This window comes from Amycolatopsis sp. NPDC051071, assembly GCF_040682875.1.
Taxonomy (GTDB): Bacteria; Actinomycetota; Actinomycetes; order Mycobacteriales; family Pseudonocardiaceae; genus Amycolatopsis.
On sequence record NZ_JBFBBY010000076.1, the window covers coordinates 11,763 to 26,515 of the forward strand.

Consider the following 14,753-nt stretch of genomic DNA (forward strand, 5'->3'; position numbering starts at 1 on the left):
GGCGCTCGCGCCTGCCCCCAATGCGGCATTGGGGACGTTCAGCGTCCCCAATGCCGCATTGGGGGCACGTGGGGCCTTCAGGACATCCGTACGCGAAGCGTGCGCTGGATGCCGGGCCGGGCGCCGCAGGGTCACTGGCCTGGCGGAGTCCCACCGACGGCCAGTACCACACCGCCACACAGCGACCTCACAGCCGGGACACAACGCGCGCATACGACCGCGGCGCACGCTCGATGTCATGGCATCCGGACCGGTCCCGACCACCGGCCCGCGCCGGTGGACCCGGCCCGGGCGGCTTTCCCTGCGTACCAAGCTCACCGGCTCGATGGTGCTGCTGCTCGCCTTCGTCTGCCTGGTGATCGGCGTCGCCAGCGAGATCGCGCTGCGGTCGTTCCTCGTCGACCGGATCGACGGCCAGCTCTCGGCCGCGTCGGCCCGCGCCCACGACTACGCGAACCGGCCGCCGGACGAGCCGCGCGGCCCCGGCCCGGATCCGCTCAACGCGCCGGGCCAGGCCTCCGGGACGTTGAGTTTGCGCTTCACCGGTGACCGGGTGCTCTACGCCGGGGTGCTTTCGATACAGGGACTTCCCCAAGGCCTCTCCGCCGAGCAGGAGGCCGGACTGCGTTCCCTGCCGGTCGACCGGCGGCCGGTGACCATGACGCTCGGCGGCCTCGGCGACTACCGCGTGCGGGCCGTGTCGATCCCCGGCGGATCCGTCGTCACCGGGCTCCCGCTGGGGCCGATGCAGGACACGCTGACGACGGTCGGGTGGATCCTGTCCGGGGTCGCGGCGGCGGGTGTCCTCGGCGCGGGCTTCGTCGGCGCGTTCGCGGTCCGCCGCACGCTGCGGCCGCTGGACCGGGTCGCGGCGACGGCGGGCCGGGTGTCGGCGACGCGGCTCGATCGCGGCCAGGTCGCGCTTTCGGTGCGGGTGCCGGAGATCGACACCGATCCACGCACCGAGGTCGGCCAGGTCGGCTCGGCGCTGAACCGCATGCTCGGCCATATCGCGCGGGCTCTGGAAGCCCGCCACGTCAGCGAAACCCGCGTCCGCCGGTTCGTCGCGGACGCGAGCCACGAACTCCGCACCCCGCTCGCGGCGATCCGCGGGTACGCCGAACTCGCCGGCCGCGGCAGCGCGCTGGTGCCACCGGACGTCGCGCGTTCGATGTCCCGCATCGAGTCCGAGGCCGCCCGCATGACGACGCTGGTCGAGGATCTCCTGCTGCTGGCGAGGCTCGACGTGGGACGACCGCTCGAAGCGGGCGAAGCCGACCTCACCCGGCTGACCGCGGACGCCGTCGGAGACGCACACGTCGCCGGGCCCGGTCATCGCTGGGAACTGCGGCTGCCGGACGGGCCGCTGCTCGTCCGCGGCGACGTCCAGCGCCTGCACCAGGTGCTGGCGAACCTGCTGTCCAACGCACGCACGCATACCCCGCCGGGTACCACCGTGGTCACCGCGCTGAGCCGCTCGCTCGACGGGACGGCCGTACTGACCGTCACCGACAACGGCCCCGGTGTCGCGCCGGAACTGCTGCCGAGCGTGTTCGAACGGTTCGCGCGCGGCGACTCGTCCCGCGCGCGCGGCACCGGCGGTACCGGGCTCGGGATGGCGATCGCGTCGGCGATCGTGGTGGCGCACCACGGCACCATCGAGGTGCACAGCCGCCCCGGCCATACCGAGTTCGCCGTACGCCTGCCGGTGATCGGATCCGCACAGCGGGTGCACAGCTCGGGCACAACCACCCCCCAGGTCGGCACCCGACCCTGAGGGCATGACCCTCCTCGCCTCCCGCGACGCAGACACCGAAGACGCCGCCGAGACGGCGGAACGGCCGTCCGATCCACGCTGGGTCCGGCCTTCGGTCGCCGCGCTCCTGCTCGCGACCGCCGTCCTGTACCTCTGGGATCTCGGCGAATCCGGCTGGGCCAACGCCTTCTACTCGGCGGCGGCACAGGCGGGTTCGCTGAGCTGGAAGGCGCTGTTCTTCGGTTCGAGCGACGTCGCGAACGCGATCACGGTCGACAAGACCCCGGCCGCGCTGTGGGTGATGAGCCTTTCCGCGCGCCTGTTCGGCGTCAACGCCTGGAGCGTCCTGGTGCCGCAGGCGCTGATGGGTGTCGGCTCGGTGGCGCTGCTGTACGCGGCGGTGCGCCGGACGTCGGGTCCGGCCGCGGGCCTGCTGGCGGGCACGGTGCTCGCGCTCACCCCGGCCGCGGCGCTGATGTTCCGGTTCGACAATCCAGACGCGCTGCTCGTCCTGCTCCTGGTCGCGGGCGCCTACTGCGTTGTCCGGGCCCTGGAGAAAGCGAGTCCGCGCTGGCTCGCGCTGGCCGGGGTCGCGGTCGGTTTCGGCTTCCTGGCGAAGATGCTGCAGGCGTTCCTGGTGCTGCCCGCGTTCGGGCTCGCGTACCTGATCGCGGCGCCGACGCCGGTGGGCCGACGCCTGCCGCATCTGCTCGGCGCGTTGGGCGCGACACTCGTCTCGGCGGGCTGGTATTTCGCCGTCGTCGCGTTGTGGCCCGCCGCCGACCGGCCGTACATCGGCGGCTCGCAGGACAACAGCCTGTGGGAACTCGCCTTGGGCTACAACGGTTTCGGCCGGATCACCGGCGACGAGGTCGGCAGCGTCGGCGGTGGTGGCAGCCGCGGCTGGGGCAGCACCGGCTGGGCCCGGCTGTTCGGCAGCGAGATGGCGGGTGGGATCGCCTGGCTGCTCCCGGCCGCCGTCCTCGCGCTGGCCGCCGGGCTGTGGTTCACCCGGCGCGCGCGGCGTACCGACCGCGAACGCGCGGCGCTGATCCTGTGGGGCGGCTGGTTACTGGTGACCGCCGTCGTGTTCAGCTACATGAGCGGCATCATCCACGCGTACTACCTGATCGCGCTCGCCCCGGCGATCGCCGCCCTCGTCGGGATCGCCGGTACGCGGTTATGGCGTGCCCGCGGTAATCCGGCCGCGGTGGGCACGTTGAGCGCCGGTATCGGGCTGACCGCGCTGACCGCGTATCTCCTGTTGTCCCGGCAATCCGACTGGCTCCCCGGACTGGCGATCGGGGTACTCGTCGCCGGTCTCCTGTGCGCGATCCTGGTCTTCTTCGCCTCGCACTTCCCTGACGTGGCAAGGCGTCTGGTCGCCGCCGGGGCGCTGGTCACCGTTCTCGCGGGCACCGGCGCGTACACGGTCGCGGTGGGCCCGACGGTCTGCTCGAGACGAGCCTGCCCGGCGAGAACCTGGCCGCACTGCTGCGGAAGGACAGCGCGGACTACACCTGGACGGCGGCCGCGGTGGGCTCCAACAACGCGGCGGGTTACCAGCTGGGCAGCGGAGCGCCGGTGATGGCCGTCGGCGGCTTCAACGGCACGGATCCGGCGCCCACCCTCGAACAGTTCCAGGAATACGTCCGGACGGGACAAATCCACTACTTCCTCGGCAGCGGCATGATGATGGACGGCGACAGCGGCAGTGACGCCGCGGAGCGGATCGCCGCCTGGGTCGAAGAGAACTACTCACCGGCCACTGTGGACGGTGTCACCGTCTACGACCTGAGCCGGTGAAACCCGTGACGGGACACAGCGACGGCACAGGCGGGACACAAGCCTGCCTCAGCGCGACGGCCGAGATTGAAGACATGACAGCCGCCATCGCCACCAGCGCCGAAACCGGCCGCCGCCCCGCCATCACCCCGACCGGCACGCCGGTCCTCGACGTCGTCATCCCGGTTCACAACGAGGAAACCGACCTTGGACCGTGTATCCGCGGGCTGCGCGACCACCTCGTGGAGCAGTTCCCGTACCCGTTCCGGATCACGATCGCCGACAACGCCAGTACGGACGGCACCCTGCGCGTGGCGGAACGGCTGAGCCGGGAGTTCGACGACGTCGAAGTCCGTCATCTCGACGAGAAAGGGCGCGGCCGTGCGCTTCGCGCCGTTTGGTCCACTTCGGACGCACCGGTGCTGGCCTACATGGACGTCGACCTCTCGACCGATCTGGCCGCGCTCGGCCCGCTCGTCGCGCCGTTGATCTCCGGGCATTCCGATCTGGCCATCGGCAGCAGGCTCGCCCGCGGCGCGCGGGTGGTGCGCGGGGGAAAGCGGGAGTTCATTTCCCGCTGCTACAACCTGCTCCTGCGCGGCACGCTGGCGGCGAAGTTCAGCGACGCCCAATGCGGCTTCAAGGCGATCCGCGCCGACGTCGCCGAACGGCTGCTCCCCCATATCCAGGACACCGGCTGGTTCTTCGACACCGAACTGCTGGTGCTGGCGCAGAAGTCGGGGCTGCGGATCCACGAGGTCCCGGTCGACTGGGTGGACGACCCTGACTCGTCGGTGAACATCGTCGCCACCGCGACCGCCGACCTCAAGGGCATCGCGCGGCTGACCAGGGCGACACTGACCGGCCAGATCCCGATCAGCGGCCTGCGCGAACAACTCGGCCGCGCGCCGATCCAGGTACAGGCACCCGGGGTGGCGCCGAGCCTCGTGCGGCAACTGGTGCGGTTCGCCGCCGTCGGCGTCGTCAGCACCCTTGCCTACCTTGTGCTTTTCCTGCTGCTGCGGACTTTCACCGGTGCGCAGGCCGCGAACCTTGTCGCACTGCTGGTGACCGCGATCGGCAACACCGCGCTCAACCGGCGGCTGACCTTCGGCATTCGCGGCTCCGGCGGCGCCGGGTTGCACCAGTTCCAGGGCCTCGTCGTCTTCGGGCTCGGGCTCGGCCTCACCAGCGGCGCGCTGGCGCTGCTGCACACGATGACGGCGCCGGGGCTGCCGCTCGAGATCACCACGCTCGTGCTCGCGAACCTCGCGGCCACCGTGCTGCGTTTCCTGCTACTGCGCGGCTGGGTCTTCCGGTCCCGCCACCGGCCCGCCACCGAGATGGAGAGCTGAACCATGACCACCGCACTCACTTCCCGGGTGGAACCCAGTCCTGCGAAGGAAAGCGTGGAGAAACCACCGGAACGCTGGGTCCGCCCCGCCGTTTTCGGCCTGCTGGCCGTCACCGCGCTGCTGTACTTCTGGAACCTGACCGCCTCCGGCTACGGCAACTCCTTCTACGCCGCCGCGGTCCAATCCGGGACGCAGGACTGGAAGGCGTGGCTGTTCGGTTCCCTCGACGCGGGGAACGTGCTGACCGTCGACAAACCCCCGGCCGCGCTCTGGGTCACGACGGCGTTCGCCAGGGTCTTCGGCTTCTCGAGTTTCACCGTGCTGGCCCCGCAGGCGCTGATGGGGGTCGCCTCGGCCGGCCTGCTGTACCTGACGGTGAAACGGACGTCCGGGCCGGTCGCCGGCCTGTTCGCCGGTGCCGCGCTCGCCGCGACCCCGGTCGCCGCGCTCATGTTCAAGTTCAACAACCCGGACGCGCTGCTGACACTGCTCCTGATCGTCGCCGCGTACTGCACGGTCCGCGCGATCGAGAAGGCGAGCCCGCGCTGGCTGGCGTTCGCCGGCGCCGCCATCGGGTTCGGCTTCCTGACGAAGATGATGCAGGCGTTCCTGGTGCTGCCCGCGTTCGGGCTCGCGTATCTGATCGCCGCCCCGACGTCTGTACGCAAACGTTTGCTTCACCTGCTCGGCGCGGTCGTTTCGGTGCTCGTCTCGGCAGGCTGGTTCCTCGCGCTGGTGGACCTGTGGCCGACGGATTCGCGGCCGTACATCGGCGGCTCGACCGACGACAGCCTGCTCGAACTCGCGCTGGGCTACAACGGTCTCGGCCGGATCTTCGGCGAAGGCGGCGGCATGATGGTCGGCGGCACGGGTGGGGGCATGGGTGGCGGGAACGTCGGTTTCGGCGGTGAGAGCGGCCTGACCCGGATGTTCGGCGCCAGCTTCGGCGGCGAAGTGTCGTGGCTGCTGCCGGCGGCGCTGATCGGGCTGGTCGCGGGGCTGTGGTTCACCCGGCGGGCCGCGCGGACCGACAAGACCCGCGCCGCGCTGCTCGTCTGGGGCGGCTGGCTGCTCGTGACCGCGCTGGTGTTCAGCTACATGAGCGGCATCGTGCACCCGTACTACGCCGTCGCGCTGGCGCCGTCGATCGCGGCCGTGGTGGCGATCTCCGGGACTTCGCTGTGGCGGGGCCGGGCGCATCTCGGGCCTCGGGTGTTCCTTTCGCTGATGATCGCGGCCAGCGCGGTCTGGGCGTACATCCTGCTGGACCGGAACGCCGACTGGCTGCCCGCGCTGCGCTGGATCGTCGCCGGGCTCGGCCTGGTGACCGCGACCGTCGTGCTCGTGGGCGTCCCGCCGCTGCGCAGACTCGTCGCCGTCGTCGCGACGGTGTCCGTGCTGACGGTCGGCCTCGCTACCACCGCCTACGCCGTCGAAACCGCGATACTGGCGCATTCCGGGTCGATCCCGACGTCCGGTCCGGCCACCGGCGGCACTCGGGTCATGGGCGGCGGCATGGGGATGGACGAGGAGGCGTCTTCCGAACTCGGGGCCGCGCTCGCCGCGACCACGACGAAATGGGCGGCGGCGACGTCGAGTTCGCAGTCTGCGGCGAGCCTGGAACTCGCGAGCGGGAAGCCGGTGATCGGCATCGGCGGCTGGAGCGGCCAGGACCCGGCGCCGACGCTGGCGGAATTCCAGCAGTACGTGGCGAACGGCGACATCGCGTACTACGTCGAGGGCGGCCGCGGCGGTGGTCCTGGTGGTGGTTCGAACGAGATCTCCGAATGGGTCGCGGCGAACTTCACCGCCACCACGGTCGGCGAGCAAACGGTGTACAGACTCCTCTAATGCGGGGCAGACAAAGATGGCGTCTCTGATAGTGGGTGCGTGGTAAGCCGCCCTGGATTCTGTCGCCGGTTCACGACATGTGTCCCCACGGTGTTGCGGGTACGGCGGCGGAGCATATGCGGTTCCCGCTGGGGGTCGTGAGTGTTTGGGTCGTTCTAGCGAAGGGTGTTTCAGGTACCTGCGGCGGATGAGCCGGGTAGCGGCCGGTCCTTGAAGGACTCCTTAAGAAACCCAGAGTCCTTCAAAGTTCCCCCTCACCCGTTCCGGAAGGCCATCACGAGCCCCCACAGCACCACCAGTCACCACGGCGGCGCGTGAAGGACCCCTTCCCTCGGCTCAGCCGAAGAAACTCGACCTTCACACCTTCCCCAGTACAGGAAGGCCCCCTTCCTTGCGCTAGACGCAAGCAAGGGGGCCTTCATGTACTTCACGCGAGCAACGCCGCAGGTGACGCGTAAGTGCTCAAGAGCGGGTTCGCTCTAACGGCCTAAAACACTCACGACCCCCTCCTGAAACAACACAAATTGCTCAAACCGGACACTTGCACCCCCGCATAGCGTCCTTTGTAGACAGTCCTACCGCGTGACCTCGCCTGGCCGGTCTGGCACCACTTCGGGGACGCTTAGCCGAAACTCACGCCGTCCTTCCCCCGGCCGCGCTGGTCGGACGAGAACGGGCACGCGCCGGAGCGCTCCGAACGGCGGCTGACGGCGCTGGCCGAGGCGGTGGCGATCGTCCGGACGCTGATCACGCGCCTGCGATAAGTCACTCGTCCGGAGGACATCACCCCCTCCGAGGAGGGATCTTCCAGCGGTTCGCGCCCGAGATGCTCGCGGTATGAACAAAACCAGGAAAGTCCTCGTCACCCTGTCCATGGCCGCGGTCACCCTGCTCGGGGCCGGGGCGGCGGCAGACGCCGCACCCGGGCGGACCGTCTCGATGACCGGCCGGGCCGAACTCGATACCCAGGACCCGCTGACGACGTTCGAATTCATGGTTCATGCGAAGGGGAACGGCCGCACCGGCGACGGCGTGGTCTGGATGGCGCACCACGTCGGTGATCAGCTCGCCTGGCTCGTCGCCCGGGTCGACTGCGTCCGGGTCGAGGGCAACGTCGGAACCGTGACCGCGACCGTCACCGACGCGGAGGCCTTCACCGGCGCGGTGCCCGGCGACCCGATCAGCCTGACAGTGCGGGACAACGGGACGAAGGACGTGATCGCGTTCGGGTCGCGGGAACAGGTCGAGCGCAAGTGCCAGGCGGCGGCCGGGCAGGCACTGGAGATCACGAGGGGTGACTTCCGGCTGGGGCGGTGACTCGGGGCGCGGTTGGCCGTGAAACCCGTCGACAGCCGGCTGACACCGAACCCTCAGCCCGCGCACAGGAACCGGGCGGATCCTGGAAGCCGGGGAAGGCATCACCCAGGGGTGAGGAGAAGACCGTGACGAGCAGGCAGCTTCCGCACTGGCATACGGCGAGCGCGCAGGGGCCGCGCGAACACAACGCGGACGCCGTCGGGGCGTACGTGGCGGCGGGCGGCGCGGGGATCGTGTTCGCGCTGGCGGACGGCGTCGGGGATCGCCCGAGTGCGGCGCGCGCGGCCCGCACGGCGGCGTCGGCGGCGGCCCGGACGCCGGTCGAGCAGGGCCCGGTCGCGGGTGTTCTCGCAGCTCAGCGCGCGGTTCTCGCACTCGGCGAGACCGGTGACTGCGTACTCGTCGTGGCGGTACAGACCGACTCCGGCTATGGCGTCGCATGGGTCGGGGACACCCGGGCGTACGCTTGGGACGGATACACGGTCCGGCAGGTGACCAAGGACCACACTCTCGCGCAGTACTTCCGCGACCACGATCAACCCGTGACACCGCGGATGGAGCACATTGTCACTACCAGCGTCCGCACCGCGGGCGAGCATGAGATCGGCACGGCAGGCATCACCACCGGCGGACTCCTGCTCACCAGTGACGGCGTACACAAGACGCTGAGCGGGCAGACCATGCTCGGCATCCTCGGGATGCCGGACAGGGCGGCGGCGGAGCTGGTCCGGACGGCGATCTCGGCCGGTGGCTCCGACAACGCCACCGCCATCGTGGTGGATCCGCCGGGAGCGGATCTCACCACGGAGAAGTTTCGCGTCGCGGCCTGAACCGGGCGGTCAGGCCGCGACGCGATCCCGTTTCAGCTGACGGTACTCGCGAAGCACCAGCACGACGATCACGATGTCGAGAGCGGCGAAGAATGGCAACGCGATCGAGTGCGTGTGTATCGCCCGGATGATCTCGTAGACCACGAACGCCGAGAGCACCACGGCCGCGACCGGGTAGGCACGCAGCACCTTGCGCGCGAGCGCCCAGACCAGCCCGAGCTTGATGAGCCCGTGCGCGACGAGGTACACGACGGCGAACGTCCGGCCCTCGACGAAGTGACCGGCGGCGAGTTCGAGATGCCGCGCGAGCGTCCCCTCGGGGTCGCCGAGCAGGTCGCGCGTGACCACCGCGTGCGCGAAGCCGGTGACCACCGAAGCCGGGACGATCATCAGGAGGAGGCCGCCGACCAGCTGCAACGCGCCATCGAGGCCTTTCAGGGCGATGGCGATCCGGAACAGCTTCTCGGTGGTCATGAGCGCTCCCTCCACGATCACCTCACCCTGCCCCACGCGGCCGCCGTGCGCAGTGAGCGTCACCGGAACAGGCGGTCTTGGCAGCGGCGGCAGCGCTCGTGTCGCGCCGTCCGGCCGGAGAGGTCCCTGCCGTAGAAGGGAAAGCACACGGCACCGCATAACGCGAGGTAGACCCGCCCGCACCGCAGCGGCCGCTCCCCGACGTTGTGCGCCACGCCCAGTGCCCGGTGACGCACTCCGGCTTCGGGCAGCCAGCCGTCTTCGGGCAGCTTCGCCAGCACGTCGGCGTCGACGTCGTCTGAACGACGGAGCAGTGCCGCGCCCAGTTCGCTGAGCCGTTCCCCGAGATCCCGGAGGACGTCCGCGCGCGGCGCGTCGTCCTCGACCATCCGGGTGACGGAGGTGATGTCGACGCCGAGTGAGCCGTGGAGGTCCCGGAGCCGGTCGAGCAGGCGGTGGTCCATGCACTTCCATTAGGGCGTTGCGCCCGGGCAACGGAAGGGTCAGGCCGCGTAAGTGACCCGGCCGTTCAGCACGGTGGCGGTGATGGGGATGTCGCGCAGTCCGGCCGGGGACAGCCGCGCCGGATCGACCGCGGTGACGACCAGATCCGCGACCTCTCCCACCGTCACCGAAGTCCGGCCGCCGGACGACGCCGCGAGCGCGGCCTCCAGCGGCATGGCCTGCTCCGGATGCCACGGCGGCCGGTCGTCGTCGGTGCGGCTGATCGCGGACGCGATACCGTCCCACGGGTCGAGCGGCGCGACCGGCGCGTCCGAGCCGAACTCCAGCTTCACCCCGGCGCGATACAAGGCACCGTAAGGGAAAGCCCGATCGGTCCATCCGTGCCAATGCCGGTCGGCGACGTCCCGGTCGTCCGGCTGGTGCGCCGGCTGGACACTCGCGACGACACCCAGGCCGGCGAAGCGCGCGACATCTTCGGCGCGGAGCAACTGCGCGTGCTCGATCCGGCCCTGGCAGCCGACGCCTGCGAAGGCGTCGAGCGCGATCTTGTTGGCGTGGTCGCCGATCGCGTGCACCGCGGGCGAGAGTCCGTACTCGGAAGCCTTGCGCAGCAACGGTTCGAGCTCCTCGGGTGGCAGTTCCAGCAGCCCGTGGGACTCGGTTCCGGCGTAGTGCCCGACGCAGTACGCGGTGCGCGTGTTGAGCGAGCCGTCGACGAATAGCTTGAACGGGCCGACGGTGAGCAGCCCGCCGGTGTCTTCGAGGACGTCGCCGGTGCGGTGGCCGCGCTCGACGGCGGTGTCGAGCAGGTACTTCGCGATCACGCAGGAAACGCGGACCGGCAATGGTTTCCGCGCCAGCCTTCGCCGCCAGTCGGTGACGGTGTCGGTGTACTCGTAGTCGACGATCTTGGTGACGCCGCGGGCGGCCGCGGCGTCGAGCGCGGCGGCGACCCAGCCGTCGATGACGTCGGTGGGCGCGACCGGCAGTTCGGCCGTCGCGCTCATGCAGTCGTTCTCCAGCAGTACGCCGGTCGGGTGATCGCGGCCGATGAGTTTCAGCGCGGCCGGGCTGAGCCACAGCGTGTGGAGGTCGGCGCTGAACAGGGCAACGGGGTGCCCGGGGAGCGCCTTCTGAAGCAGGTCCTTGTGTGGCGCGTCCGGCCAGAGGCCGTCACGGAACCCGGCACCGACCACGAGATCGCCCGGCGGCACCGGGTTCGCCAACAAGTGTGCGAGCACGAGTTCGACGGCGTGCGCGGCGGACGTCGCCTCCCCCAGCGGGATCCGGCGGCGTGCCGCCGACCACTGCGCGGTGTGCACATGCGCGTCGACGAGGCCGGGAAGCAGTGTGCCGCCGTGCCCGTCCAGGATCTCCGACGCCTCACCTGCCTGCCCAGGGCCCTCGATGGCCGCGATCCGGCCGCCCTTGATCAGCACGTCCGACAGGGAACCCGCCAGACCGACCCGGACCCGGCGCAACAGGAGATCGTCCACGCCCTCACCTTGCCAGCCCCGCCGCGTTTAGTCCTCTGGTTGCGGTCGTTGGCATCGCGAACGACCGCAATTAGAGGACTAAACGCGGGCGGTCAGGGGCAGGCGAAGGTGAGTTTTCGGCGGCTTCCCGCCGCGATCACCATCGCCGTCTTCGGCACCGTCGGTTTCGCCACCGTCGCGCCACTGCGGGCCCTCGTCATGGACAAGCCCGCGCTGGCGCTCGCCGGACTGCTGGTCGCGGTCATCTCAGGCATGCTCGACCATGGGCGGCGGAAGGCTCGTCGCACCGAACCGGCCCCCGCCGCCTGACCCGCAGGTAACCACGAAAGGAAAGCAAGTGACCGACATTCCCACCGTCAAGCTCAACAACGGGGTGGAGATGCCGCAGCTCGGGTTCGGCGTCTTCCAGGTGCCGGACGACGAGACCACCGCGGCGGTCAAGACCGCACTCGACGCCGGCTACCGCAGCATCGACACCGCCACCATCTACGGCAACGAAGCCGGAGTGGGCAAGGCACTCGCCGAGTCCGGCATCGCCCGCGACGACCTGTTCATCACCACCAAACTGTGGAACAGCGACCAGGGCTACGACGCAACCCTCAAGGCCTTCGACGCGAGCCTGGCCAAACTCGGCCTGGAGCGGCTGGACCTGTACCTCATCCACTGGCCGACGCCGGAGCGCGACCTCTACCGGGACACGTGGAAGGCCTTCGAGAAGCTTTACGCCGACGGCCGGGTGCGCGCGATCGGCGTGTCCAACTTCCAGCCGGCCCACCTCGAACGGCTTCTCGACGCCGGTTCCGTCGTCCCGGCGGTGAATCAGGTCGAAGTGCACCCGTACCTGACGCAGGCCGAGGTGCGCGCGTTCGACGCGAAGCACGGTATCGCGACCGAGGCGTGGAGCCCGCTGGCCAAGGGCGGCGACCTCCTCGGCGAAGACGCGGTGAAGTCACTCGCGGAGAAGCACGGGCGCACGCCCGCGCAGGTCGTCCTGCGCTGGCATCTGCAGCTGGGCAACGTCGTGATCCCGAAGTCCGTGACGCCGTCGCGGATCAAGGAGAACCTCGACGTCTTCGGCTTCACGCTGTCGGAGGAGGACGTCGCTTCGCTGTCCGGCCTGGAGCGCGGTGAGCGGACGGGACCGGATCCCGACACCTTCAACGCGGCTTAGGACCTTTCCCAGGTAGCGGGCGTAGCGCTTCGTTTCCGCACGAGCCCTCTGTGTAGCCGGTTACTATTCGGCCGCACAGAAGGCTCTTGTGCGAAAAGAGGTAACCGGACGATGCAGGCCCGAGGACGCGCCGTCCTCGCGACACTCCTCCTGGTGGCGTTCCCGTTGGTGGTCGTCGCGATCGGGGTCGCGAGTGTGGTCGCGGGGCTGCGGATCCACGGCAGGACCGGCACCTACATCATGCTCGGCGGGCTCGCGATGATGGTCGCGCTGGGCTTCGGGCTGGTCAGCGCGCTGCGGGCGCGCCGTCCGCCGATCGAGGGGCCGCGGCTCGCCCGCGACGCCCATCCGGCGTTGTGGGCGATGATCGACGACCTTGCCGAGCAGGTGAAGACGCGGCCGCCGGACGAGATCGTGCTGATCGGCGAGATCAACGCCGCGGTCACCGAGGACGCCCGGTTCCTGGGGCTGCGGCCGGGCAAGCGCACGATGCTGATCGGGTTGCCGTTGCTGGCGGCGATGAGCGTGAGTGAACTGCGATCCGTGCTCGCGCACGAACTCGGGCACTACGGCGGCGGCCACACCCGGCTGCTCGCGCTGACCTACCGCGGCACGCAGACGCTGGCCTTCACCGTGGACCGGCTCGACGGCGGACCGGCCAGGGCCCTGCTGTCCGCGTACTCGAAGCTGTACCTGCTGGTCGCGCGGTCGGCGAACCGGCGGCAGGAACTGCAGGCCGACGAGGCGTCCGTACTCGCGGCAGGCAGCCGGACAGCGGCCGCGGCGCTGCGGAAGGTCGCGACGCTGACCCCGCTGTGGAAGGACTACTGCGAGCGCTACGTCTCGCTCGGCGCGACGGCGAGGCGCACTCCCGCCGTGCTGCTGGGTTTCCGGTCCTATCTCAACCACCCGGTTCAGCGCGACTGGGTGACCGAGTACACCGAAGAAGTCCTCGACGGCGAAGAGCTGTCGAAGTTCGACAGTCACCCGCCCACGAAGCGACGGATCGCCGCGCTGGCCGGTGTCCCGGACAACCCGGTCAAGCCGGACGCGCGGCCGGGCTGGACCCTGCTGGGTGCCCCGAAGGTCGACGTCCCCGATGCGGAACTGGACGTGCTGATCCGCGACGTCGGACCGCGCGCGGACTGGGACGAGGTCGTCAAACGGGCAGGCCGGGCGTCGGTAGCGGAGGGTGCGAAGCTGCTGACCTCGGCCGGGCTCGAAAGCAGGCTGGCGCCACGCGGCACGATCGGCGAGGTCGTGCGGGTGCTGCGTGACGGCGACGCCGACGCACTCGCGAAACCCCTGCGGGCCCCGTCCCGCGAGGAGGGTCGCGCACTGCTCACCGAGTTGTTCGCGGACACCGTCACCGCCGCGCTGGTCGACCACGGCGTCGCCGCGCACCGGCTGAACTGGGGCGGCGGCTGGGAACTGTGCCTCGGCGACGGCGAGCCATTCGACGTCGCCGACCTGGTCGGGCCCGCCGTGGCGAGCCCGCGCGCGGTCGACGAACTGGTCCACAACCTGCAACTGCTGAACGTGCCCGCCACCTACTTCTGCAAACAGGAGCCCGAGCGGGAGCCGGATCCCGCCGAGGACCGGATACTCGGGTTGTTCACCGCGCTGAAGGCCAAGCGAAAGCTCTACGACCTGATCGTCTGCGACAGCGAACTGGCGTTGCTGCCGATGGCGCGTTCGGTGCTGCTCCGCCGCGGCGTCGCCGGGCTCATCGGGGCACGCGGGGTGTCGGACCGCAAACGGATCCGGAAGCTGCGGGAACGCGGCCTCGACGACCTGCGTGCCGAACCGGGCGCGCGACGGATCCCGTTCGCGGACATCGTCGCGGGTGGCTTCCCCCGCCGGAAGCTCACCACCTACCTGACGATGGAACTCACCGACGGCGAGACACTGGAACTGGCGATCACCGGCAACACCGAGGATTTCGGGACGGCCAACGCCGACCTGAAGGAGTTCTTCGCTTCGCTGAAGGGCTAAGAACTCTTGAGGGGACCGTGGCGTAGTGCCCGGGCCCACTGTGACCGCCCTGTTCGCGGGGGTTCGCCCGGTCCGCGGCCAGGGCGAAGACGTGACTCGCGTGCCCAGACGCGTAACTCACGTGCTTGAGCACGTCACTCGCGTGCTTGGAAGCGTAACTCGCGTGCTCAGGGACGTAACTCGCGTGCCTGGATGCCGAACTCGGTGTGCGCGGTCTGAGCACGCGAGTTACGCCTCCAAGCACGCGAGTTACGTCTC

12 protein-coding genes and 1 pseudogene are annotated in these 14,753 nt (G+C 70.1%); 9 read left to right on the forward strand and 4 right to left on the reverse strand.

The features are described from left to right. Positions 1–238 precede the first annotated feature (238 nt). The 4 genes and pseudogenes from AB0M65_RS23555 to AB0M65_RS23570 all read left to right on the forward strand — a co-directional run bounded on the left by AB0M65_RS23555 (position 239) and on the right by AB0M65_RS23570 (position 6,747). Complete coding sequence (locus tag AB0M65_RS23555; protein WP_364031179.1) at positions 239–1,777, forward strand: ATP-binding protein; 1,539 nt, start codon at positions 239–241, stop codon at positions 1,775–1,777. A gap of 4 nt (positions 1,778–1,781) precedes the next feature. Continuing rightward, positions 1,782–3,562 (forward strand): annotated as a pseudogene (locus tag AB0M65_RS23560) (glycosyltransferase family 39 protein). 74 nt (positions 3,563–3,636) lie between these two features. Beyond that, positions 3,637–4,896: a bifunctional glycosyltransferase family 2/GtrA family protein gene (locus tag AB0M65_RS23565; RefSeq protein WP_364031181.1), complete on the forward strand. Its 1,260-nt coding sequence runs from the start codon at positions 3,637–3,639 to the stop codon at positions 4,894–4,896. A gap of 3 nt (positions 4,897–4,899) precedes the next feature. After that, positions 4,900–6,747 (forward strand): glycosyltransferase family 39 protein, encoded by a 1,848-nt coding sequence (locus AB0M65_RS23570; RefSeq protein ID WP_364031183.1) that lies wholly within the window; start codon positions 4,900–4,902, stop codon positions 6,745–6,747. 622 nt (positions 6,748–7,369) lie between these two features. Here AB0M65_RS23570 and AB0M65_RS23575 read toward each other — a convergent pair. Next, complete coding sequence (locus AB0M65_RS23575) at positions 7,370–7,531, reverse strand: hypothetical protein (RefSeq protein ID WP_364031185.1); 162 nt, start codon at positions 7,529–7,531, stop codon at positions 7,370–7,372. Between the two features lie 53 nt (positions 7,532–7,584). Between AB0M65_RS23575 and AB0M65_RS23580 the strand changes: the two genes are divergently transcribed. Together AB0M65_RS23580 and AB0M65_RS23585 are read left to right on the forward strand one after the other, a co-directional pair. Next, positions 7,585–8,064, forward strand: coding sequence for a hypothetical protein (locus tag AB0M65_RS23580; RefSeq protein ID WP_364031188.1), 480 nt, complete (start codon positions 7,585–7,587; stop codon positions 8,062–8,064). A gap of 125 nt (positions 8,065–8,189) precedes the next feature. After that, the gene (locus AB0M65_RS23585; protein ID WP_364031191.1) at positions 8,190–8,894 is read left to right on the forward strand and encodes a serine/threonine protein phosphatase; all 705 of its coding nucleotides are present in this window, start codon (positions 8,190–8,192) and stop codon (positions 8,892–8,894) included. 9 nt (positions 8,895–8,903) lie between these two features. Here AB0M65_RS23585 and AB0M65_RS23590 read toward each other — a convergent pair whose 3' ends face one another. The 3 genes from AB0M65_RS23590 to AB0M65_RS23600 are packed head-to-tail and all read right to left on the reverse strand — an operon-like array spanning position 8,904 to position 11,329. Further along, positions 8,904–9,368: a DUF2127 domain-containing protein gene (locus tag AB0M65_RS23590; RefSeq protein WP_364031194.1), complete on the reverse strand. Its 465-nt coding sequence runs from the start codon at positions 9,366–9,368 to the stop codon at positions 8,904–8,906. A gap of 59 nt (positions 9,369–9,427) precedes the next feature. After that, the gene (locus tag AB0M65_RS23595; protein WP_364031197.1) at positions 9,428–9,832 is read right to left on the reverse strand and encodes a hypothetical protein; all 405 of its coding nucleotides are present in this window, start codon (positions 9,830–9,832) and stop codon (positions 9,428–9,430) included. A gap of 39 nt (positions 9,833–9,871) precedes the next feature. After that, positions 9,872–11,329 carry an amidohydrolase family protein gene (locus AB0M65_RS23600; protein WP_364031200.1) on the reverse strand — a complete coding sequence of 486 codons (1,458 nt, stop codon included), beginning with the start codon at positions 11,327–11,329 and terminating at the stop codon, positions 9,872–9,874. 108 nt (positions 11,330–11,437) lie between these two features. On the opposite strand from AB0M65_RS23600, the gene AB0M65_RS23605 reads away from it, so the two are divergent. From AB0M65_RS23605 to AB0M65_RS23615, 3 genes are all read left to right on the forward strand, one after another. Then, positions 11,438–11,638 (forward strand): hypothetical protein, encoded by a 201-nt coding sequence (locus AB0M65_RS23605; protein WP_364031203.1) that lies wholly within the window; start codon positions 11,438–11,440, stop codon positions 11,636–11,638. Between the two features lie 28 nt (positions 11,639–11,666). Beyond that, positions 11,667–12,500, forward strand: coding sequence for an aldo/keto reductase (locus AB0M65_RS23610; RefSeq protein ID WP_364031206.1), 834 nt, complete (start codon positions 11,667–11,669; stop codon positions 12,498–12,500). A 111-nt stretch (positions 12,501–12,611) separates the two neighbouring features. After that, entirely contained in the window at positions 12,612–14,495 is a 1,884-nt protein-coding gene (locus tag AB0M65_RS23615) for a M48 family metalloprotease (RefSeq protein WP_364031209.1), read from the forward strand. The last annotated feature ends 258 nt before the right edge of the window (positions 14,496–14,753 follow it).